This window comes from Bacillus sanguinis, assembly GCF_018332475.1.
In the GTDB taxonomy this organism is placed as follows: domain Bacteria; phylum Bacillota; class Bacilli; order Bacillales; family Bacillaceae_G; genus Bacillus_A; species Bacillus_A sanguinis.
In genome coordinates this window covers 1-23,739 of record NZ_BOQB01000111.1, presented here as the reverse complement: position 1 = coordinate 23,739, position 23,739 = coordinate 1, and the positions used below count along the sequence as shown (strand labels likewise).

Annotated in this window: 19 protein-coding genes and 2 pseudogenes; 3 read left to right on the top strand and 18 right to left on the bottom strand. The window is 34.7% G+C overall.

Annotation, left to right across the window (positions count from 1 at the left end):
* A pseudogene (locus tag KI369_RS13790) lies at positions 1 to 175 on the top strand (RNA-guided endonuclease InsQ/TnpB family protein); the annotation flags it as partial.
* A 508-nt stretch (positions 176 to 683) separates the two neighbouring features.
* On the opposite strand, the gene KI369_RS13785 reads toward KI369_RS13790, so the two are convergent.
* From KI369_RS13785 to KI369_RS13745, 9 genes are all read right to left on the bottom strand, one after another.
* Positions 684 to 2,060 (bottom strand): ABC transporter substrate-binding protein, encoded by a 1,377-nt coding sequence (locus KI369_RS13785; protein WP_000060593.1) that lies wholly within the window; start codon positions 2,058 to 2,060, stop codon positions 684 to 686.
* Between the two features lie 21 nt (positions 2,061 to 2,081).
* The gene (locus KI369_RS13780) at positions 2,082 to 2,903 is read right to left on the bottom strand and encodes a carbohydrate ABC transporter permease (RefSeq protein WP_000635931.1); all 822 of its coding nucleotides are present in this window, start codon (positions 2,901 to 2,903) and stop codon (positions 2,082 to 2,084) included.
* Positions 2,900 to 3,832 (bottom strand): carbohydrate ABC transporter permease, encoded by a 933-nt coding sequence (locus KI369_RS13775; protein ID WP_212956322.1) that lies wholly within the window; start codon positions 3,830 to 3,832, stop codon positions 2,900 to 2,902. The genes KI369_RS13780 and KI369_RS13775 overlap by 4 nt, the downstream gene beginning before the upstream one ends.
* The gene (locus tag KI369_RS13770; RefSeq protein ID WP_212956321.1) at positions 3,832 to 4,929 is read right to left on the bottom strand and encodes an ABC transporter ATP-binding protein; all 1,098 of its coding nucleotides are present in this window, start codon (positions 4,927 to 4,929) and stop codon (positions 3,832 to 3,834) included. Before KI369_RS13770 ends, KI369_RS13775 begins: the two co-directional genes overlap by 1 nt.
* Positions 4,926 to 5,492, bottom strand: coding sequence for a glycerol-3-phosphate responsive antiterminator (locus KI369_RS13765; protein WP_212956320.1), 567 nt, complete (start codon positions 5,490 to 5,492; stop codon positions 4,926 to 4,928). Before KI369_RS13765 ends, KI369_RS13770 begins: the two co-directional genes overlap by 4 nt.
* 306 nt (positions 5,493 to 5,798) lie before the next feature.
* Positions 5,799 to 6,479 (bottom strand): GNAT family N-acetyltransferase, encoded by a 681-nt coding sequence (locus KI369_RS13760; RefSeq protein ID WP_212956319.1) that lies wholly within the window; start codon positions 6,477 to 6,479, stop codon positions 5,799 to 5,801.
* 147 nt (positions 6,480 to 6,626) lie between these two features.
* Positions 6,627 to 7,463 (bottom strand): ankyrin repeat domain-containing protein, encoded by an 837-nt coding sequence (locus tag KI369_RS13755; RefSeq protein WP_212956318.1) that lies wholly within the window; start codon positions 7,461 to 7,463, stop codon positions 6,627 to 6,629.
* 439 nt (positions 7,464 to 7,902) lie between these two features.
* Positions 7,903 to 8,406, bottom strand: coding sequence for a nitrous oxide reductase accessory protein NosL (locus KI369_RS13750; protein WP_212956317.1), 504 nt, complete (start codon positions 8,404 to 8,406; stop codon positions 7,903 to 7,905).
* Positions 8,407 to 8,537: 131 nt separating this feature from the next.
* Positions 8,538 to 8,792: a hypothetical protein gene (locus KI369_RS13745; protein WP_212956316.1), complete on the bottom strand. Its 255-nt coding sequence runs from the start codon at positions 8,790 to 8,792 to the stop codon at positions 8,538 to 8,540.
* Positions 8,793 to 9,045: 253 nt separating this feature from the next.
* Between KI369_RS13745 and KI369_RS13740 the strand changes: the two genes are divergently transcribed.
* Complete coding sequence (locus KI369_RS13740; protein ID WP_212956315.1) at positions 9,046 to 10,350, top strand: CitMHS family transporter; 1,305 nt, start codon at positions 9,046 to 9,048, stop codon at positions 10,348 to 10,350.
* 41 nt (positions 10,351 to 10,391) lie between these two features.
* Here the strand turns inward: KI369_RS13740 and KI369_RS13735 are convergent, their stop codons facing one another.
* The 7 genes and pseudogenes from KI369_RS13735 to colA form a co-directional block, all read right to left on the bottom strand.
* On the bottom strand, positions 10,392 to 11,084 hold the full coding sequence (locus KI369_RS13735) for a response regulator (RefSeq protein ID WP_212956314.1): 693 nt from the start codon (positions 11,082 to 11,084) through the stop codon (positions 10,392 to 10,394).
* Positions 11,084 to 12,694: an ATP-binding protein gene (locus KI369_RS13730; protein WP_438800503.1), complete on the bottom strand. Its 1,611-nt coding sequence runs from the start codon at positions 12,692 to 12,694 to the stop codon at positions 11,084 to 11,086. Before KI369_RS13730 ends, KI369_RS13735 begins: the two co-directional genes overlap by 1 nt.
* Positions 12,695 to 12,878: 184 nt before the next feature.
* Complete coding sequence (locus KI369_RS29890) at positions 12,879 to 13,739, bottom strand: methyl-accepting chemotaxis protein (RefSeq protein ID WP_438800504.1); 861 nt, start codon at positions 13,737 to 13,739, stop codon at positions 12,879 to 12,881.
* Positions 13,740 to 13,820: 81 nt separating this feature from the next.
* A pseudogene (locus KI369_RS29885) lies at positions 13,821 to 14,855 on the bottom strand (HAMP domain-containing protein); the annotation flags it as partial.
* Positions 14,856 to 15,131: 276 nt separating this feature from the next.
* Positions 15,132 to 16,706 carry a flotillin lipid rafts scaffold protein FloT gene (gene floT / locus KI369_RS13720; protein ID WP_212956311.1) on the bottom strand — a complete coding sequence of 525 codons (1,575 nt, stop codon included), beginning with the start codon at positions 16,704 to 16,706 and terminating at the stop codon, positions 15,132 to 15,134.
* Between the two features lie 12 nt (positions 16,707 to 16,718).
* On the bottom strand, positions 16,719 to 17,267 hold the full coding sequence (locus tag KI369_RS13715; protein WP_212956310.1) for an NfeD family protein: 549 nt from the start codon (positions 17,265 to 17,267) through the stop codon (positions 16,719 to 16,721).
* Between the two features lie 245 nt (positions 17,268 to 17,512).
* Positions 17,513 to 20,410, bottom strand: coding sequence for a collagenase (gene colA / locus KI369_RS13710; RefSeq protein ID WP_212956309.1), 2,898 nt, complete (start codon positions 20,408 to 20,410; stop codon positions 17,513 to 17,515).
* Positions 20,411 to 20,707: 297 nt separating this feature from the next.
* On the opposite strand from colA, the gene opuD reads away from it, so the two are divergent.
* Positions 20,708 to 22,258, top strand: a complete 1,551-nt coding sequence (gene opuD, locus KI369_RS13705; protein WP_212956308.1) for a glycine betaine transporter OpuD — start codon at positions 20,708 to 20,710, stop codon at positions 22,256 to 22,258.
* Between the two features lie 103 nt (positions 22,259 to 22,361).
* On the opposite strand, the gene KI369_RS13700 is transcribed toward opuD, so the two are convergent.
* A complete protein-coding gene (locus tag KI369_RS13700; protein ID WP_212956307.1) occupies positions 22,362 to 23,225 on the bottom strand; it encodes a GNAT family N-acetyltransferase in 864 nt (287 codons plus the stop codon).
* Between the two features lie 157 nt (positions 23,226 to 23,382).
* Positions 23,383 to 23,739: LPXTG cell wall anchor domain-containing protein (locus tag KI369_RS13695; RefSeq protein WP_212956306.1), on the bottom strand; the 357-nt coding region annotated here is incomplete at its 5' end.

Here is a 23,739-nt window from a genome sequence, read left to right as displayed (position 1 = left end):
AATAAAGCGCGGCATATATTGTTCAGCAAATAAAACTTTAATTCATGCAGATGTAAATGCTGCGGCTAACATTTTACGAAAAGTAATCCCAAATGCATGGACAAATGGGATAGAGGGGTTAGGCGTGAAACAGCTCGCTAATGTGTTAACTCCCCTGACGTTAATCGTCCGTTAGGTCGAAACGTTAGAAACCCCCACTTCAAGCTTCGCTAAGTGGGGGAGTGTTCATTTCTCCGTGAATATCACTAATAACAAGAATTCTTTTCATATTATCCCCTTCTTTCTAAACCACTCTCTTTCTAATTATATTTCAAAACAACAGAATCCTTTGAACTCATATTCAAAATCACATTTATTACAAATACAACGATTATCCTTACAACAATGTAAGTCTCTTGTCATCCAATTCGATAGTTGCAATTGCAATATTTCCTTATACTAAAAGTAAGAAATGAAACAAAAAACAAGGAGAGATGAGACATGAAAAAAGTGATGGAAGTTTTAGTAGCAGTGGCAGAGGTTTTCGTAAATGGGAAACAAGTTGCAATGGAGTTAAACAAATAATGAAAAGAACAACATTCATTCTAGACCCTTTACTCATATAAAAGAGATAAGACTTCTTCATTTTTTTGATCTCTTATCTCCTAAAGAAAGCCGTATCCTTTTTTGGATACGGCTTTCTCTTATTTTTGACTCGTACGAGCTGAAATACTAATTGCTCTATCTGTTGCTTTTGCAGCTTCGTCTAGTGCTTCTTTACTATTTTTCCCATCATACATTGCTTCTAACGCTTTTACAACTGCATCTCTTGATTCTGGGAATACACTAATTAAAGCACCTTGTGTTGCTGGAGATTGTTTCGTCGCTTGCAATTGATCTACTGTTACTTTCAACTGTGGATATTTTTCATATTGCTCTTTCACTAATGGTTCATTATATGCGTCCGGATTAATAGAGAAATAACCTGTTGCAGTATGCCACTTTGCTTGTACGTCTGGCTTCGTTAAATATTTCATAAAGTCCCAAGCACCTTGTTGTGTTTCTTCTGAAACCATATTCGTCATCCATAATGATGCACCTCCGATAACAACACCATTTTGTTTCGAATCTTCTGGGTATGGAATATACGAAACGCCTACATTAAACTTAGATGCGTCAATTAAATCACGAATACCAGCTGAAGAATCTAAATACATAGCAACTTGGCCAGACTGGAACGCGGCACGAATATCATCCCAACTTGCTCCATATTTTCCCAATGCACCAGCTTTATTTAACTCATCTAGCATCCCAAATACTTTCTGTCCTTCTTTACCGTTAAATACTGCTTTCTTTGCAGCATCTTTACGACCATTTTCATTATCTACATATAAAGCGCCTTGTGTCGCTAACAATTCTTCAAAGAACCAACCATAGTTCAACATTGAGAATCCATATTGCTTTACATTTCCGCCTTCTTTAATCGTTAACTTTTTCGCTGCTTCTTGTAATTCCGCATACGTTTTCGGAGCTTTCTCTGGATCTAAGCCCGCCTTTGCGAAAGCATCTTTATTATAAATTAATACTGGTGTAGATGAATTAAATGGCATAGAATACATTTTTCCATCAACTGAATAATAATTTGTAATTGCTTTTTCCAATTTTGAAGTATCGTACTTATCTTTTTTTATCCAACTATCAATTGGCGTAATCTTTTTGCTATCAATCATATATTTTGTTGTAATTTCACTCGACTGAACAAGAGCTGGTGCTTCTTTCGTAGCAGACATCGTTTTAAATTTCGTTAAAGACTCTTCATATGTCCCTTGGAATTCTGCCTTTATCTCATATTTATTTTGTGACTTATTATAGTCTGCAACAAGCCCATCTAGTACACCTTGTGTTTTTCCACCCATCGCATGCCAAAAACGAATTACAGTTTTATCACCATTTTTTTCAACTGGTGCTACTTTTGCCTGTGCTTCAGGTTTTCCCTCTGTTTTACTATTTGAACAAGCAGCACTAGATAATGCCATTGTTGCTACCATTAATAGAGCAGCACCTTTTTTAACTAGACTCATTTTAATCTCACCTTCTCTTAGTTATTTAATTGCACCTTTTGTTAATCCTTGTTGTAATTGCTTTTGTCCTAAAAATAATAGAATCAATGTTGGTATAACGATAACCGTAACGCCAGCCATTACGCTTCCCCAATCAGTTGCAACTTCTTGAGATTGAAGTTGCTTCACACCAATTTGAACTGTTCTTACCTTTTCATCAGTGGTCACTAAAAGTGGCCATAAGTACATATTCCATGTTGTTAAAAAACTATATACGCCAAGCGTAATAAAACTCGTTTTACAATATGGAATTACAACGCTGAATAAAAACCTTACATTTCCAATCCCTTCAATAAAAGCAGCTTCTTTCAGTTCATTTGGAAGTGTCATAAAATGTTGGCGTAACAAGAAAATACCGAAAGCTGTTGCAAAAAACGGCACTGTCATCCCAGCGAAACTATTGATCCAGCCAAAGTTTTGAATCGTTAAAAAGTTAGGTACCATCGTTGCTTCCCACGGAATAAGCATCGTTGAAATAAACAGGAAAAAAATAAGATTTCTTCCCTTAAACTGAAGAAAGACAAAAGCGTACGCCGCTAAGCTTGACACGATAAGTTGTCCAATCATAACAACTGTCGATACAACTAAGCTATTATATAAATATGTAAAAAGTGGTACTTTCTGAAAAATATTAATGAAATTATCAAAAGTAAATTGAGTTGGAAATATCCTTCTCATTTGAATATCGTCTGGTGTCATAAAGCTTATTAAAAACGCATACAGCACAGGAAAAAATACCATTACTGCACTAATTATGAGCAGCATGTATAGCAGGAAATTTTGTTTCCACTGTTTAACGATCATTTATAATGCACCTTTCTCTCAGCAAACTTAAATTGAAGTAATGTAGCAATGAAAATGAAAACAAATAGTACTATCGCTTGTGCACTTGCTGTCCCAAATTGATGATTCACAAATGCCTCTTTATAAATCGAATATACAATTAAATTTGTTGCATCATTCGGTCCACCGTGCGTTAAAATATCAATTTGTCCAAAGCTTTGGAACGCACTAATTAACGTTACTGTCACGATAAAGAATAAAGTTGGTGATAACATCGGTAATGTAACACGACGAAGCTTATATAGATAACTTGCACCATCTATAGATGCACTCTCATATAAAGACGTATCAATATTTTGTAAACCACCTAATATAACTAAAAATGCAAATCCTGTATTCACCCAAACCGTTGTAACTGATACAGAGAATAGTGCCCAGTCCGGACTCGTTAACCATGCAATTGCAGGAAGATTCATAGAAGCTAATATATTATTGAATAACCCGACACTTGGATGAAATAAAAATAACCAAATCACTGCACTAGCAGCTACTGATATTCCCATTGTCGAAGAAAACAGAACTCGAAATAACCCAATACCTCTTACCTTTCCGTTTGCACTCAATGCAAGAAACAAAGCAAATATAATACTCGTAGGCACTGTATATAAAACAAATAGTAAAGTTGATTTTATACTTTTGTAGAAGGCAGGATCAGAGAATAAATATTGATAATTTTCTAAGCCAACGAAAAGATTAGCTTCTCCATGTATATCGGTTAAATAAAAACTATAGTAAATCGTCCTAAACAATGGATAGAACAGAAAAATTGAAAATAGCAAAATTGATGGCGCTAAAAACAATAATCCTATTCTTAAATCTTTTGTTCTCCCCCATAAATTTTTCTTTTTTGACACTTTTGTTTGAACCGGTAACTTACTCACTTCGATCATTATTTCGCCACCACTTTCAACTCTTCTTCAGCTACCACTTTTAATCTTTCATTCGTATTTTGATGAAAGAAGCATAACTTTTCTTGCGAGAATAATAATTTTACTTTGTCACCTTTGTTCAGGAGTAGTTGTCCAATAACTTTCGCACTCCAAGTTGTTCCATTTACCGCGAAGTTTAATATAGATTCATTGCCTAATACTTCTACAGCTTGTAGCGTAACTTCTTGCCCTTCCTCAGACAGTGCAATATGTTCAGGACGCATACCTATTCGAATTGTTCCTTCTGGTAATTGCTTTAACAGTCCAATAGATAATGGCATTTGCAATTGTCCTATATGTAATACACCTTTTTCTTTGTCTACTTCTCCATCATTTATATTCATCGAAGGAGACCCTATAAAGCTTGCAACAAATTCATTCGCTGGTTCATTATATATATCAAGCGGTGTTCCAACTTGCTGTATGCTTCCTTTATTTAAGACCATGATACGATCTCCCATAGTCATCGCTTCTATTTGATCGTGAGTAACGTAAATCATTGTAATTCCTAGACGTTGCTGAATTTCTCTAATTTCAATCCTCATTTGTGCACGTAATTTCGCATCTAAATTTGAAAGTGGTTCATCCATTAAACAGATCGGCGCTTGACTTACGATCGCCCTGGCAAGCGCCACACGTTGCCTTTGTCCGCCTGATAATTGACCTGGCTTCATTTTTACATACTCTTTCAGTCCTACCATTTCAATAGCTTCCATTAATCGCTTTTGTCGCTCTTCTTTTTGTACTTTTCTTACCTTAAGTCCGAATAAAATGTTTTCTTCTACAGATAAGTGTGGATATAGTGCATAATTTTGAAATACCATTGATAGATTACGCTCTTTCGGCTCTAAATCATTTGCGACATGTTCATTAATAATTAAATCCCCCGAAGAAATCTCTTCTAAGCCAGCAATCATTCGTAATAGTGTACTTTTCCCACATCCTGAAGGCCCAACTAAAACAAAAAACTCACCCTTTTTAATGTGAACCGATACACCTTTAACCGCTGTCTCTTCCGCATTTTTATACACCTTTGAAACATTTTTCAATTCAATCACAAGGCTGCACTCCTTTTTTCTTCTTGTATCCATACTTCATAGTGACTCGTCGAAATCGCGCTCGCTCCCGAACGAATAGCAATTTCTGCATCTTCTCGCGTTTGAATCAATCCGCCTGCAATGATAGGAAATTCTATTTCCTCTGCTAACTGCTTAATAATTGAAGGCATAATACCAGGCATAATCTCTACTGCATTCGGTTTAGTCGTTTTACAATTTTCAATTGATTTTGTAAGAGATAAAGTATCGACAATAAAAATACGTTGAATCGTTTTTAATCCAATTTTATTGGCATTTCGAATTGTCGATCCTTTTGTTGAAATAATGCCTTGTGCTCCGATAACGTCTTGGATATACGAAAGTGCTTCCTCTGTATTCGTATTTAAACCTTGTATAAAATCACAATGAAGAAAGACATCATGTCCATGTTTCTGTAATTCATATACACGCTCTGGTAATTCCAGCATTGAACCGGTCATAAGAAAAACTGTTTTCGGTAACTTTTTGTATGTGTTATATCCTTTCCAATCCTTTATCATCGCAATATAAGGTTCCTTAAACATTCATTCCACCTAGCTTTTCTATTTTTATCCAAACTAAAAACACCTACTTACATAGAACACCTTTCTCCTTATTTGAACTCTAGGAAATAGAGCACACCTAAGAAAGTGGCACGTTATATGTAAGCGGGTGTTCTCAAATGTTCTCTACCCTAGTTATTTTGTTACCTTTACTATATTACGCATTTATTAAGTCAGTTTTGATAGATTGTTAATTAGCTGTTAATCGAATGTTAATATTCATCATACTATTTAACGATAATCTAAATATATGGATGAATCCCAACAGCAAACAACTATTTTTAAAATTTAAGTGATATGCAAATCCATTCCATAGTTAATCAGTTTTAGTTTTCTTGCAACTGCTTTTGAAGCATAATTATCCCAAGAAGTGCTATAAAGTGGAATGCGCTTTTCTTCTTGTATGGATATCGCCCAGGCTGTAACAACATCAGTACCATATCCATTCCCTTGAAACTCCGCTAAAGTTTCCACACTCGCCTCAGCAGCTACAGGTGTACTCCTAGCACTGCAACATATAGAAACTACTTTTTCATTTTTTACAATTGCAAAGTAAGGTTGCCTCCACTCCATCTGTTCTATTAGATGGGGAAAGTTTTCTCGCAAAAGCTCTTTATTCTTCTCTGTTATCTGTATTGTTCTAGTTGGCTTATGTAAATTATTAGAGAACATGAAAGCAGGGCCTATCCAAATATTTTTTACTGTTCTTTCTTCATTTAATACATGAATAATCTTTGCTATCTCTATATGATTTGAAGATTCTCGAATTAATTTCTCAATCTTACCTACCGTTTCATCATCCAGATCACAATGATATCTCGTTATACTCCCTTCACGAGTTCTGCCAAGAAAAAAGCGTGGTGCTTTCGGATTTCCTTGTTCATTTACATATTTCATTTTTCCTACTCGATTATGAACAAATAAAACCTCTACCTGAATTGCTATTAAATCAAGTTCTGAGAGCCTCATTTATATCCTCCTTAGTTACTCCATATACCATTCATAATCTATTTTTCATGTCCAAAACAAAAATCCCATTCAAATACACATTACTGAATCCATCATACGAAATGACTTCTTCATTCTGTCTATCTAAATGGGATTATTTCATCCTTGTTATTCCACTGGTTGTGGTTGTGGCTGTACGACTTCATTCGCTCCAGCTACCCTCAACATATTTGCAATATCTTTAAAACCTCTTTTTTCAGCATATTGCAGTGGCGTAATATTTTCCTTATTGGCCATATTTACATCTGCCCCGTGGTCAATAAGCATTTGAATTACCTTCTTATGATTTTCACTACCATTGCCTAATACGATTGCTTCTACTAAAGCCGTTCCACCACGAGCATTTCTATAATTCACATCAATATCTGTATGCTCTAACAATTCTTTTACGACTTCTACATGGCCACGTTCTGATGCAGAAATGAGTGCTGTTCCACCTGATTTAGTAATTTCTTTCGTATTAACCCCTGCATTAATTAGTAGCTTTACAATGTCCGTATATCCTTCTCTACTTGCATAAAGAAATGGATTACTTTGTTTCTCATCTTTAATTTCAATATTAGCACCTGCAACAATTAATGCTTTAACTGTCTCTACATGGTTTTGGTACGTTGCTGCAAGGACAGGTGTTTCTCCGTTGTCACCTTCTACGTTTATATTCGCTCCATCTTGGATTAACTTCATAGCTGTTTCTGTGTCTCCAAGAGTCGCAGAAAGTAGCAACTGTTTGTCCATTAAATTTATACTTTTTTCTTCTTTAGATTCTTCCTGTTCTTTATACTTTTCTTTTTTCTTTTCATTTTTCACATGAACCGGTTTCGATTCTGGCTCCTCTTGCTTATCGCAAGCCACTACCGTCATTAAAAGTACTAATAACATACATAATAAAATTTTTTGTTTTCTCACAACTACAGCTCCTATGAAAGATAATGTTTTCTTAACCATTCCTCCATCACATACAATAACTCTTCTTGATTACATTTATCCATAAGCCCTTTATATTCCTTCTTTAATCGGATTATCTAAACTTATACCTATGTTTCTCAACCTATATTAGCAGAGCAATTAGTTTAGCACGATTTTACCGCATTTGTATACATTTCTAAAAAGTACATAAAGTGAAACTTTAATCAGTGGGAGGGTTCACCCCACTGATTATTAGTTGAACCAATCGGGCATTTACGGGCTGTTGATCTCCCACCTAACTTCTTTGCTCCTACCTAATTTTGAGGCGGAAGTTTTACTGCCCACAAATAGCGGGGTAAACGATTGCTTTAGGTTACTATATTCCATTGTAACCGTTCTTCTAAAAATTTTACACCTTTTCTATATTTGTACCTAAGTAATAATAAAAAGAGACAACTATATAGTTGTCTCTCCATTATTAATGATGCCCACCATGATTTCCCTTTTTCGGGTTCCCCATCATCTCTTTATTCATTTCCCATTTATGCTCTGATAGCTCTTTATACGAAAGAACTTTCCCTTTATAGTTAGATACAAAGTTCTTTGCATCTTTTTTATTTTTAAATGAAATGACATTATAAGCCATTGGTGTTGTAATTGTTTTATCATATACGTAAGTAGCGTCTTCTAACGAAACCCAATCTTTCGAATCATAATCTCGAACAAATTTTTCTTTCGTCTTTTCACCCGGATTAATCTCCATCCATTTATACATACAACCAATATCATCAAACTTTAATGCTTTTCCATTTTCTAAAATGATTTCCGTTGCAAATTGATTATCCATTACCCCAATTTGGCAAATATCACACTTATCATGTTTCTCATCAATTGCCACTGCCTCTGCTTGTTTCTTACCACATCCTACAATTGTAAAGACAAAGAATAAGCATATAGCAAACATCACATACTTTGTTCTCATTGTATTTCCTCCCTAACCCTATCTTCTACAAGGAGCATATCAAAAACTTGTGTGCGATTTGTGAAAAAACGATGTGTCTTTTGTAATATATAGAACAAAAAAGATGTGTAGTCATATCTACACATCTCTCATCATTCACAACCTGTAATTAATAAATCATCTTCTAATCTAACTAATAATGTATCTGTATGAATTTGCTGCCCAACAACTACATTTACTAATCTTATATTTCCACTGATGCCGACCGCAACCTTTTCAAGCTCACCGTTATTTTTTCGGATCATCATTAATTTTTCCCACTCATATACGTAAGAAGATTCATTAACAAAAATCTCTTCTACTTTTCCTTCATAAGAACTACAAATCTCTTCCATTTTCGTTTTCATATAAAATCTACTCCCTATTTCACACTTCAATATTTTCATCTTATTCTACCATCCTTATGGAGAGCAGCTTACTTTTTAAAAATTCAAATTAACTACTGTGAACAAAATGACCAAAATAAAAATTATGCTTCTAATGATGTTATTTTTCAAATTATTTACCATTCAAATGGATGCTTTTATGATAAACAAAAAAACTTTTTTCTGAATTTTTATTTTATTTTGAAAGCGTAATCATTTTTGAGGGGGAGATTACATGTTAGCACTACTTGGATTTGCGATGGTATTTGTCTTTATGTTTTTAATTATGACGAAACGTATGTCAGCACTAGTAGCATTAATATTAATTCCAATTACTTTCGCATTAATTGGAGGCTTTTATGCAGACATGGGGCCTATGATGTTAGAAGGAATTCAAAAACTAGCACCTACTGGTATTATGCTTATGTTTGCTATTTTATATTTTGGAATTATGATTGATAGCGGTTTATTCGATCCTGTCATTAGTAGGATTTTGAAATTTGTAAAAGGAGATCCTTTAAAAATTGTTGTTGGCACAGCAATTCTTACTATTATCGTTTCATTAGATGGGGATGGAACGACAACCTATATGATTACTGTTTCCGCAATGTACCCACTATATAAACGCCTTGGGATGAATCCACTTATATTAGCTGGGGTTGTTATGTTAGGTGCAGGGGTGACAAATCTTACACCGTGGGGTGGACCGACAGCTCGGGTTATGAGTGCACTTGGACTAGACGCATCAGAGCTCTTTACACCACTTATACCCGGAATGATTGCTGGTGCACTTTGGGTAGTTTTCGTTGCTTACTATCTTGGAAAAAAAGAGAGAAAGCGTTTAGGAGTTATGGATGTACAATATTTAAAACAAATGCAAACAATGGATGAACAAGCTGCAACAGTAGAAGCTGCGGTTCATAAACGTCCTAAACTTCTATGGATTAACTTTTTATTAACTGCTACATTACTTGTCTGTCTCATACTAGAAGTTATGCCGTTACCTGTTTTATTTACAATCGCTTTCGCTATTGCTGTTATGCTTAATTATCCGAACTTAGCACAACAGAAAGAGCGTATTGCTTCTCACGCAGGAAACGTATTAGCGGTTGTTTCTCTCGTATTTGCCGCTGGAGTTTTCACTGGTATTTTATCAGGAACAAAAATGGTAGATGCGATGGCTAAAAGTGTAGTAGCCCTTATACCAGATGCACTTGGACCACAATTACCAATTATTACAGCACTACTTAGTATGCCATTCACATTTTTCATGTCTAATGATGCATTTTACTTCGGTGTACTACCTATTTTAACAAAAGCTGCGGCTACCTATGGAATTAGTGCAGCTGAAATGGGACGTGCTTCCTTACTCGGGCAACCTGTTCACTTATTAAGCCCTCTTGTCGCATCCACCTATTTATTAGTCGGGATGGCAAAAGTTGATTTTGGTGAACATCAACGCTTTACTTTATTGTGGGCAGTTGGAACGACAATGGTCATGTTGATTACTGGAATTGTAATTGGAATTATTCCAATATAAAATAAAAAACAGTAGCGGACATATATCCTCTACTGTTTTTATTATGAAGAAACAAGAAAATATCTTCTTTCTGGTCTCCCTACACTCCCATATATAAGCTCCGCATGAACTTTCTTTCCTGATATTAAATATTCTAAATAACGCCTCGCTGTTGACCTGCTTACTCCTACCATTGAGCTTAGCACTTCCGCAGTAATACCTTCTTCCTTTACTGTTAACATATGCTTTTTTATTTTTGCTAAAGTTAAGGGGTCTATACCTTTCGGGGCATATTCTATTTCATTTCCCTTTACGCCTCTTTGAGACCATAAATGTTCTATTTGTTCTGTAGATAATTGATTACTTTTCTTTAACTGTACAATCTTTTTTTGGTAATTTTCCAAACTTGCTTTAAATCGATCAAACATAAGTGGCTTTACGATATAATCTGTTACTCCACCTCGTAAAGCGTGTCTTACTACATCTGTTTCCGATGCAGCTGTAATCATAATAATATCTGTATCATGTAAATTATGCCTAATATATGTGACAAGTTCCGTTCCTTGCATATCAGGTAAGTACACGTCTAATAAAACGAGCTGTGGCTTCACAAAATCTAGCCATTCTTTCGCTTGTTCCCCAGTCGTTGCTGTTCCAATTACTTTAAATCCCTCAATCTTTTCAGTAAAACGACGATGAATGTCTGCAATTCGAATATCATCTTCTACAATCAATACTTCAATCTCCTCACCCATTACAATTCGCCTCTCTCTTTTGGTAATGCAATAATAAACAAAGCACCACCTAAATCCCCTTTTTCGATTGCGATACTTCCATTTAAATCTTCTACTAACTCTTTCACTTTTGCTAATCCATATCCTCTCTTCCCGCCTTCTTTCGTCGAGAAGCCTTTATAGAATATGCTAGTAATTATTTCATCATGAATCCCTTGCCCTGAATCCTCCACTTCAATTACTATTTCTTCTCCAATATCAGTTACAAACATTCCTACCTTCTTATCATGTTCTTCATTTCTTTCAATTGCTTCAAATGCATTCGTAATTAAATTTCCTAAAATAGAAACGACATAATTACTCTCAATATGCGGGCTTAATTTATCTAAGCTACTTTCTCTATCTAGCATAAAATCAATCTTCAACTCTCTTGCTCTATTATAGAATCCAATTAAAATCCCACCTAACCATGGATTTTGAATTCGTTTCATAATAAATTGAACAAAATCTTGATATACCGCCGTTTCCTTATGAATAAGCTCCAAAGCATCTTCATATAATTCTAGCTGGATAAGACCTGAAAGCGTATACAACAAATTGTTATATTCATGTGTTTGCGCTCGTAATGCCTCTGTATATTGCTTCGTCTGAGATAATTCTGCTGTTAACTGATCCATTTCAGATTTCAAACGCAAGCTCGATACAACGCCAGTTACTTTATTTTTCACTTTAATGGGTAGACGGTTCGCAATAACAGCCTGCCCTTTTATATTTAATTGACGATCAAACTGTTCTTCACCAGTTTGAAGTACATCTAATATCGTTGAATTAGGAATTATATCTAAAATAAATTCTCCAATAATATTTCGTTGTTCATCGGGCGAAAGAATATCATAGGCTGCTTGATTGACTAAACTAATCATGCCATTTTGATCAATAACAATAATCCCTTCACGTACAGATTGAATCACTGTACTATGCTCCTCATATAAAGATGAAATTTCTTCTGGCTCCATCCCAAACATCATTCTTTTTATACTTCCAGCTAAATGTATAGAGCCGATTACTCCAATTAATAGGCCTATTATTGTAATCCAAAACACACGCTTTCCATACACTTCTACCGCTCCATGAATATCATCCATTGAAAATCCAACAGACACCACACCAATAATTTCATTTTCCTGATTACGAATTGGGACTTTTCCGCGTAATGAAGGGCCTAATGATCCAGTTGCTTTCGAAATATAAGATTTTCCTTCTAATAGAACTCCTTTGTTATCTCCACCAATCATTGCTTCTCCTATTTTATCTCGCTCAGGATGTGCATATCGAATCCCCTCTTTATTCCCAACTACAATGAAATCCGCCTCTGTATCCATTCGAATTCTTTCTGCAATCGGCTGAATGATAGAAGCTGGATTTTCTTTTTGAAAAGCTTCCTTTATTTCAGGTATAGCAGCAACTGTTTTCGCAACATGCAAAGCTCTTTTACCAATTTGCTCTTCTACCGTTTCAGATAATATGTAATAAAATAAATAACTCGTTAACAGGAGTACAACTAAAATAAGTGCACTAATAGTTAATGTAATTCTCGGTTGTAGTTTTAATTTTTTAAATTTCAAAACCATTCCCCTAACATGATTAAAGATAGAATTTAAAGAATATACAGTCTCTTTAATTATACTTAATCATAACACGGTTACTCTATATTTCTTTATTTTTTATCTTTATACAGCGAAACTTTAATCAACCCACAAATAGCAGGATAAAAAAAAGAAACGAAGTACAATCACTACCTCGTTTCTTTTTTTATTATACTTTAAATTTCCCAATCATCTCTTGTAATTCTTCTGCCATCTGCGATAAATGAACTGCTGCTGCATTGATTTCATCTACCGATGCTAATTGTTCTTCTGAAGAACCAGCAATATTTTGAACGCTTGCTGCATTTTCTTCAATTGTAGCTGCAATCTCATTAATAGATGCACTGACTTGTTTTGCATCTACCGTCATTCGCTTCGCCACCTCTACCATGTTATCAATTTGTACAACTGTATCATCCGTAGATTTCAATATTTCAGCAAAGCTTTGCTTCGTTTCATTTGCAACTACAAGTCCTGATTGTACTTCTGTTCCAACCTGTTTCATAGAGCTTACTGTTTCTTTTATGTCAAATTGTATCTCTTTCACTAGTTTTCCAATTTCCGTAGAAGACTGTCCTGATTGTTCAGCTAGCTTTCGCACTTCATCTGCTACAATTGCAAATCCTCTTCCTTGTTCTCCAGCTCTCGCAGCCTCAATTGCAGCATTTAATGCTAATAAGTTTGTCTGCTCTGCAATATGTTGAATCACCTCAAGGATTGCTCCAATTTGTTTCGACTTATCATCTAACAAAACAATCACTTTATCTGATTGTGAAACAGACTCATGGATTAATTGCATTTGATTCACAGTTTGTTCAACTAACTTTCCACCATCTTCAGCCTTTTTCTTCGTATACATAGATGCTGTGGATACTAATGAAGAACTATCTGCAACACGCTGAATTCCTTCTGTAACTTCTTCTAATAATGTTGCGCCTTCTTCAACTTCTTTCGTTTGTATTTCCGATCCACTCGACACTTGCTCTATTGCCTGTGTAATTTGTTCCGTCGCTTCACTTGTCTGCTTCATGCTAGCTGTTAATTCTTCTGAAGATGCTGCTACATGACCTGCTGAAGTATTTATATTAGAAATGACATGATGTAATGATACCGCCATCTCGTTAAAGCTTTCTCCTAGCTGCCCAATTTCATCTTTAGAATGAACTGTAATTGTTTCTGTTAAATCACCTTCGCTAATCTTTTTCGATGATATAACAAGTTGTTTTAACGGACTAATAATAGAAGCAATTATGAAGTAAATTAAAATTCCGCCAATTATTAATGAAATACCAATAACAGTTAGCGTTTTATAGAAAATAGGATTAGCTGCTTCAATAATTTCTTTTGAAGGCATAATTCCTGCTATTTTCCATCCAGTCTGCTTATTTGTTATAAAGGTAATATTACGATCATCACCATCGAGTTTGAATTTAAAATCACCTGTTTCCTGTTTGTACAATTCCTTCTCAAGTTTTTCTTCTATTTTTTCACCTGGTTTCATCGTGGGATGTGCTATTACATGTTTAGATTGGTCGAAGATTGCTACATATCCTTTTTTACCGATATTGACTATTTTTGAAGTGTTTACTATATCATTAATAATTAAATCAATACCGAGAACACCACTTTTATCCTCATTTTGTTTTGCTATTGTAATAACAATATTCCCTGTTGTACTTGACTTATATGGGGCTGTGATAACCACTTCTCCGCTTTTTTTCGCTGCTTCTTTATACCAATCTCTTTCGGTAGGATTATACCCATCTGGCATTTGAATAGACGGTGATTGAATAAATTGTCCCGTACTAGCCCCCGTATAAATCGCTTCTATTTCGGGATGTAATTTATTATATTCTTCTAATTTATTTTGCACATTTTGAAGCTGATCAGTGCCGTAACTTACTCCATTGAATAACTTTGTAAAATATACTGCGTCTACTTTTTTACTGTCTATCTCTTTGTTAATAACATTATTTAAAATCTTTACGTTATCTTCCGCTGATTGTAAGATTGTTTCATTAAAATTTGTCTTCGCTTGTTGATAAGACGTCCAACCAATTACAATACTTGGAAGAATTAAAACAATAACAAATGATACAAGTAACTTTGCTTTTAAACTACTTCTTCTTAATTTCCCTTGAAACATATTTCTACCCCTCCATACCGTTTTAAATGTAATTATCTTACATTTAATTTCTTTATATAAATTATACGATTAAAAAGTATCAACTCTTTATCTCTTTATCTCTTTATCTCTTTATCTCTTTATCTCTTTATCTCTTTTTCTATTAAAGAATTAATACATACCTTTTTCATTCTATATAAATTAAATAATTAAAACAATATATTAAAATGTACATTACTCAAATAATTCACAGAAGAACCTCTAGTATCTCACTTACTAGAGGTTCCACCCACTATACTATTCTTTATCTTTTTTTACTTCTTTTTTCTCATCTTCTACTACAGATACAACAGGTTTATCGTTTGATAATTGTTGTACTGCTCCTTTTCCAGCAAACCCTTCTAATAACTCTTTTAAATCAATACCAGAAGAAGCTTTTAACGTTTCTTGCATCGTTGCCATTAAATCAGTCGCATAACCTGCAACTTTTCCGGCTCCGCTATTTTTACCACCGCCGCCTGTATCGACAACTGTAATTTTATCAATGTTGCTAAGTGGGCTTGCAACTTCCTTCGCATAACTTGGAAGCATGTTAAGTACCATATCCATAATTGCCGCTTGGCCATATAACTCAAATGCCTCTGCAATTTTTTGTTTCGCTTCTGCTTCTGCTAAACCTTTTAACCTAATAACATCTGCTTCCGCCGTACCTTGTGCTTTTTGTACTTCCGCTTTTGCTTGACCTTGCGCTTTTTCAATTTCCGCCTTCGCTAAACCTTCCACACGTACTTCTTCTGCACGAGCTCTCGCTTCAGCTTCAATCTTATATTGATCCGCATCTGCCTTTTTAATTTGTTTTACTTTTTCAGCTTCAGCCGATTGCTCAACAGCATAGCGATCTGCGTCTGCTTTTTTCTTAACTTCTGCATCGTATTGCTTTTCACGACGCGCAATCTCTTTTTCTTCTAATTCAATTTGTTTCTCACGCTCAATGATTTTAACGCGCATTTGCTCTTCTGTAACACCTTGTTGTGCTTTCGCTTGTTGTAATTCGTAAGAAAGATCCGCGTCTGCGCGAGCTTGTTCTTGCTCTCTCTTATAAGATTGTACTTTTAACTCTTTATGTTTTTCAGCTTCAGCGATTTGGGCATCACGTTGGTATTCAGCTTCTTTCGCTTCTTTCTCAGCACGAGCTTTTTCAATACGAGCTTCCTTTTCACGCTCTGCATTTGCAATTGTTGCATCACGCTTAACCGTCGCAATTTGCGGCTGACCAAGTGCATCTAAGTAACCGTTCTTATCCATAATTTCTTTAATTGTAAAGGAAACGATGCGAAGACCCATTTTCTTTAAATCTGTAGAAGCTACTTCATGTACCTTTTGAGCAAATTGCTCTCTATTACTATACGCATCTTCTACTGTCATAGAAGATAAGATCGCACGTAAATGACCTTCTAAAACTTCTTTCGCTTCTATTTTCAACTCTTCTGTTTCTTTTCCTAAATATTGCTCAGCTGCTGTAGAAACTTCTTCAATGGTAGATCCCACTTTAATAATAGAAACACCGTTTACTGTAATCGGAACACCTTGCTTTGTATACGTATCACGTGTACCCACTTCCAATTTGTAGTTTAATAAACTTAAAGGCTCTGCTCTTTGCATAATTGGAACTACGAATGTACCGCCACCGCGAATAATCTTAATCTTCTTTCCATCATCAGTGGTAACTACATTTTTCCCGCCTCCAAGCCAGTTTCCTGTAACAATTAATGCTTCATCTGGTCCAACTGTTCGATACTTTGTAATGAATACTAAAATGAGTAGAATTAAAATTGCGAGTAATACTCCACCGATAATTAATGGAATCGTCATGTAAATTCCCCCTTATAATTTTGGTTTTTTTAAAGAATAAGCGATGTTTTGTACAAGTAAAACACCATCTTGGACTCCCTCGATAATAACTTCTGTTCCTTGCGAAATATCTTTTTTTCCAATTGTTTTAGCTGGAATTGCATTACTTCCAAATTGGGAGGAGATTAATACTTCACCAAACCCTTCTGTAGGAATTGTCGTAATGACTTCTCCTTTGCAACCAATGAATTCAGCCATACGTTGCACAGTATTTTGTTCCGCTTCTGCAATCGGCTTTAAAATTAATATTTTCATGATGAATACACCAATGAAAGATATAGCAAATGCAGCAACGAAAATAAGAATGCTATTAAAGGAAAATAAATATTCTCCTATATAACTAAGTCCACATAACATGGCGAAGAAGCTAAGTAATAAGGTAACAACGGATACCGATCCGCCTCCAAAACTAAATATCGATTCAAATATATCCCCAAAAAAGATATAAATCACAGTGAGTATAGTAGCAATAATAAATCCGTATAAATAAATTGTCTCAAGTGGATAACCAAACAAAACCATTTCTTATCCCCCTCTCTTAAACAATCTTTTTTTGTTATGTGTATGCCCCACCTCTTTCAAAGATTATTATTCTTAATTTTCAGTTATTTATCTTTTAAAGAAAAGCCTGTAGTACAGGCCTCTAAAAAAGAACAGGAGAAGCCTATTGTGACAGGCTCCTCCTAGAAAATAACCGATATATTATATATCTATATAATATACTATTTTCCACAAAAAGTAAAGTTAAACATACATTGGAAAAGCACTTATTTTACTGATAATGAGTACGTTCCATCGCCATTATCATATTTATATACATACAAGTAGTACTTACCTGGTTTTGCATTAAAGTTTGCCTCTATATGCTTTCCATTAGCTTGACCGTAAGCAGCATAATTTTGCATATCTGATTCATGGTGAAGTACCCATGTCATCCCGATTCCATACTCATTTAAAACGGAAATATCAATATCTTTCGCTGATGCAACATTAAATGTATAAACATCAGTGTGATCTCCGCCGATAAGACTGCCTTTTATAGTAGTGTTTAGCCCGATACGATTTGCTTCCTCTGGACGATTATTTGGTTCAGATTCTATTAAACTTCCATCTTTAACCGTAACTGTTGTTTCGCTTTTGCTCTCTTTTCCTTTATTATCTTTTACTATTAACGCTACTTTATATGAACCTTCTCTTTCATATACATGTACTGGATTTACTTCTGCACTTGTGCTTCCATCTCCAAAGTCCCATAAATAAGAAACGATTTTTCCATCTTCATCTTTTGAGCCATCACTTTTAAATTGAATACCTTCTTTTACAAGTCCATTATAAGGGCCGTTTATATTAATCGTTGGAGCTTTATTTTCTCCGTCATCTTTTTCGATACCGTGGAAGACTACATCATATTCAAATTGATTTGAGCTATTCACACGATAATTGACGAAATATGCTGTAACAGTTTTGTAGCCACTCCATTCTTTTTGCTCCAGTTGTTCTAAAGCTTCATTTACTTTCTTACTCATTGCGTTCCAATCTTCTGACTCACCTTTTGTTATACCACCTGTATACGTACCTTCTAATGTAAATGTATTAAAGAATTGGGAGCTATGTTTTGACATTTTTGCATCTTTCATCGGCAACGTTTCAGTAATGTCTTTCTCTACTGCTGTTAACGATTTTGGTGCATGTTCAGCTAAATAATCATCTGCTACTTCCGGTACATTATATTTATCTCGATTATCGATTAGCTGCTGCATATACTCTTGATACTCTTTATTTAGTTTAGGATCTTTACTTAAAGTTTCACGATATACATCATAATTTTTCACGTCATTTGCACGAATTAAATCTTGAATTTTATCAAACGTTTCAAATTGATGTGTATATAAGTAAGATTGTAATGCAAATGAGTAGTTATAGAAATCCCAAGAGCCATATTTAGCAAATAATGTTCGCTCTGCTGTATAACGGCTTGCAGGATCAGATGATAATCCACTAATGATGCTCTTTCTCGGTACTACGTTATTTGTACGAGTAGATCCTGCGAAAAATTCTGCATTTCCTTCTTGGAACCAAGTTAACCTTTCATTTTGATACATATCTCCTCTTCCGAATAAACCTGGCACTTCATATCTCCCTTGAAGATAATGAGTAAACTCATGACGGAATAACTCTTCTAAACTATAAATGCTTTGTTCTGGCGTGCGCTCATATGTAAAGAATGTTCCTGTTTCTTCAATATAAATTCCACCGTTATTTGTTTCGTATCCATACAGTTGTCTATTTAACTGGTACTCTTCTGGGCTGTTATAAATTACTATCGTTAATATATCATCTGCATTGCCCGGCTCTAACGCTTTGTCATTCCCAATTACACGATGATACTGCGCTTTTACTTCCTTCGCAGCCCAGTATAGTCTCTTAATTTTTTCTTCTGATACTTTATCTCCTGTTTTAAACACAATAGATCCATCGTCGAATGTGTACGTTTTTGGTAAGTATTGCTCTTTTCCTTCTTTACGTATCTTCTCTAAATCTACTGTATTCCCGCTATAATCTTTTCCATTATAATTTGTTGTAATTTGTTCTACTGCGACAAAATACGGTTCACTTAACCGCGGATACATATGCATTGCTTTTGTTACAACTTCTAATCCTTTATTTGGATTGCTATGAAACTTCCCTAAACGACTAGCAAAGTAAATTCCATTATTAACGAGCCACTTATTTTCTGGTGTTACTTCATTTAAAAGAGCAATACGATTTATTTCATTAATAAACCCATCTACTTTCCCATACCACATCGTTTCATTCGCTTCTTTACGAGCCTCAATTAAGTAAGACTGTATATCATAGTCAATACCTTGCATAATGTCGTATATTGCTTGTCCCTTCATTCGATCATTTACATAGTTAGTAAAATTATCATTGTATTGCTTTAAAATATTCGATGCGTATTGCACTGTTTCCACATCACTTGATGCATTACTAATTAATTTACCGTATGCAGATACGACTGTATCTTGTTCAGCTGTACCAAGCTTAAAGTTTGGATTTTTTGCAATTGCTTTTAAAGCAGGTAAACATTTGTCCTGGAAGCTTCTTTCATTTAATTCACTTAATTCGTTATTATAAAATGCCAGATAAAAAGCTGAACGTAACACTTCCGTAAACGTTTGAATTCCTTTTGAATCATCTTTCGTAAATGTACTACCCCGATGAGCTAATTCATCTATAACGACTTGCATTTTCCCTTTATCTTTATAAAAAGCTTTTGTATCTTCATTAAACTGGAATAAGTCTGTAATTTGATGCCACTTAATACTGCCTAACGTTTCAACTAATTCTTGATTATTCATTTTGTTTAAATCAGCCATTGAATAGCTTTCTTTAACTTGCTTTACTGTCGCTTTGTTCGTAATAGATGCTGGTCGCTGTGAAAAGTCTCCTACTTTTAACCGTTCTTGAAACGATAATGTTTCCTCCGCTTTAGAAATGTGTCCAATCTCATCTACTGGTTTTTCAATTCCAACTGGTTTCGTTTTCAACACATTATACGGTACTTTTTCTTCCGCTGATACAGGAGCTTGAAGCGCCCCTAATGATAGAGCCATTGTACTAATGCTAAGCATAACTTTATTGATCTTTGATTTCTTGTTCATATCCTTGCCCCCTATTCAAATATTCCATTCACGAATTTAACATAAAATCCTGATACAACAATATAAAATGCAATATTTCATATTATTTCTTCTTACATTTTGTACATATCGTGAACACTCTCACTTTTATCCCGCATTAACGGGCAGTAAGACCCCCACCTAACCTCTAATAGTTATGAATCTATAGCGATTAAACTGGCCTTTTACACATGTTAAAAATCGAATTTTTTGACAATTAATATTTCAATTGTTATGATTAATATAATTGTTAACTTTATTAAACAAAGGTGGGATTCTATGATAAAAAAAGAAAACAGTGTATTTTATATCTCCTTCTTGCTAACAACATTATTCATTATATGGGGAATTACCCCGGCAAGTTGGATACAAGGCTACGATTTACAAAGTGTTACATCTTCTTTAAACTCATTTATCCTCAATAAATTTGGGTGGTTTTACTCTCTACTTATGACTACAATGATTATTTTGGCTGCTTATTTAGCATTTTCTAAGTACGGTTCTATTCGTCTTGGTAAAGATGGAGAAAAGCCAAAATATAATTATCCATCTTGGCTATCCATGTTGTTTGGGGCAGGAATGGGAATTGGACTCCTCTTTTATGGAATCGCTGAACCGATTTCACATTTTACAGATCCATTAACAGGAAAAGCCGGTACAGAGGAAAGTGCCAAACTCGCTATGCAATATTCATTTTTCCACTGGGGCCTCTTTCCATGGGCACTATACGCAATGGTTGCTTTAACAATTGCATATTTCACATTCCGCAAACAAAAAGGTAGCACAATTGGCGCTACAGTTACTCCATTATTTAATCGATCGAAAAATTCTCCTATCGGAAAAACAGTCGATATTTTAGCTGTTTTAGCCACAGTATTTGGTATTGTGCCATCTGTTGGGATTGGTGCTCAACAAATCGCCGGAGGATTAAGCTATTTATTCCCTTCTATTCATAACACTTTACTTACACAGCTCGTACTTATCGCCATCTTCGCTGTTTTATATTTAACAAGTGCACAAACTGGCTTAGATCGTGGGATTAAATATTTGAGTAACTTAAATTTCTCTCTTGCTGGGATTTTACTCGTCTCTTTTTTACTTTTAGGACCAACTGTATTTATTATGAAATATTTCACATCTACACTCGGGTCTTATATTGGGGCTTTGCCTAGTATGGGCTTAAATTTAGGGGCATTTAATGAAAAATCTTCTTCTTGGATTGAAAACTGGACTATTTTCTATTGGGGATGGTGGATCTCTTGGTCTCCATTCGTCGGTACATTTATCGCCCGTATTTCTAAAGGACGCACAATAAAAGAATTTATTTTTGGAGTCGTATTAGTCCCAACTCTTATCTGTACATTTTGGTTTGCAGTATTTGGGGGCACCGCCATCCATATGGAAATGTTCCAATCGCTTGGAATAGCTGATGAAATCGCAAAAAATGGTACGGAGATTGGATTATTTGCTGTTATTTCACACCTACCATTCTCTACATTTTTAACAATTATCGGGTTAATTTTAGTAGCCACATTTTTTGTTACTTCTGCCGACTCAGCAACATTTGTTGTTTCCATGCAAACAAGTAACGGAAGCTTATCACCGAAAAATAGTTTAAAACTTATATGGGGAGTAACAATCGCGATAATTTCAGCTATTTTATTGCAAGCTGGAGGGTTAAACGCCCTACAAATTGCAGCTATAATCGCAGCACTTCCATTTTCTATCGTAGTCGTTCTTATGGTTACTTCGCTCTTTAAAGAGCTGCGGAAAGAAGATGTTAATTCGCAAACGAAAGAAGTTCCACAAAAAATAAAAAAGGTTATGTAGCGATTGGCACCTCAAATTATTTCTAAATCCATGATAAATGAGGAAAAAAGTAAATTAATAAAACCCATTCATATGAAATATTATTTTCATATGAATGGGTTTTTTACTCTATTATATAGTGTTGTAAACATGCCTTCTCCTCAAACCCTACTTTCTTGTACAACTTCATCGCACGATCATTATTCATATTCAAACATAATTCTATCTCCTTCATTTCTTGGAAGGAGAAAATATACTGAATTGCCTTTTGTAATAACCGCTCTCCAACACCTTTTCTTCTACTATTTTCAGCAGTTGCAATAAATTCGATATTCGCTTCTTGAAACTCCGGGTTTACTTCAACATATACGTAACCTTCTAACTTCTCATTCTTCATACTTACAAATAATTTATTCATATCACTTAAACGTCCAATAATTTCATTTCCTTCATAATATGTATTAGGAAAAACATGATTATGTAAAGCGATAAACTGCTCAAACACTTGTGGTAAAGCCTCTTCTACATTACATATAATACGTTGCTCCACAATATTATTTAAAATGAGAATACTATGTCGACCTTGTTCTTTTGCATGTAAATTCTTCATTAAACGAGCACAATTATTATTTTCCACATGATAAAAACCATAAAGTTCCTCAATATGAAAAGGCACCTTTTCTATAAGTTCCTTCCACATATGTAAAGCAACTTCTTCCCAATCCTCTGCTTTAATAAACGGTCCCCATATCTCTGCACATTTCTTTACTTCATCTACATCAAATCCTAATACACCTATTAAGTTATTATTCTTATAAATAGCAACAAAAGATTGTTCCCACCCTATATCCGAAAAGTCATGAATAATTGTATGTAACAACTCTTCTTTCACGTCTCCACAATAACCAACATGATGAATAGCATCCTTATTCATACTTGCAATAAATGCTGCCACCTCTTCAATTTTCAAAATAGAATTGACATACATAACCTCTCCTCCTTCTCTAATATATTCACACCTTTTCCATTTATCTCCTTCTAAAAAAGACATCACCATAAGCATATTTCAAAATGAAATCGCCATGATAATGTCTTCTCAAAAGCCCATATAATCATATTACGTTATAATAAGATAAAACGTTTTTTTATTTCTTAAATAATCTCTTTCTAAATACAAACATACTCAATGCTGAAAGAACTAACGCTATGCCTGAAAGTAATGTTGATGTATTCTCTTGTCCACCTGTTGCTCCTAATGATTTCTTACTTTCTTCTTGCTTATTAACAGCTGGTTTATTTTCTTTCATACTTTGATTCGCTGCTACTTTTTCTGTCACAACTTGATTATTCACGTTTTGTTCTTGAACTACTGTAGATATATTGACTACGTCTTTTGAACCTTCAATTTCTTTTCCTAATTCTTTTACCTCCGCTTTCGATCCTTCAACTCCTGTTGTTGGCTCTTGCATTTCTTCTTTTGATTCTTCAACTTCTTTTACCGG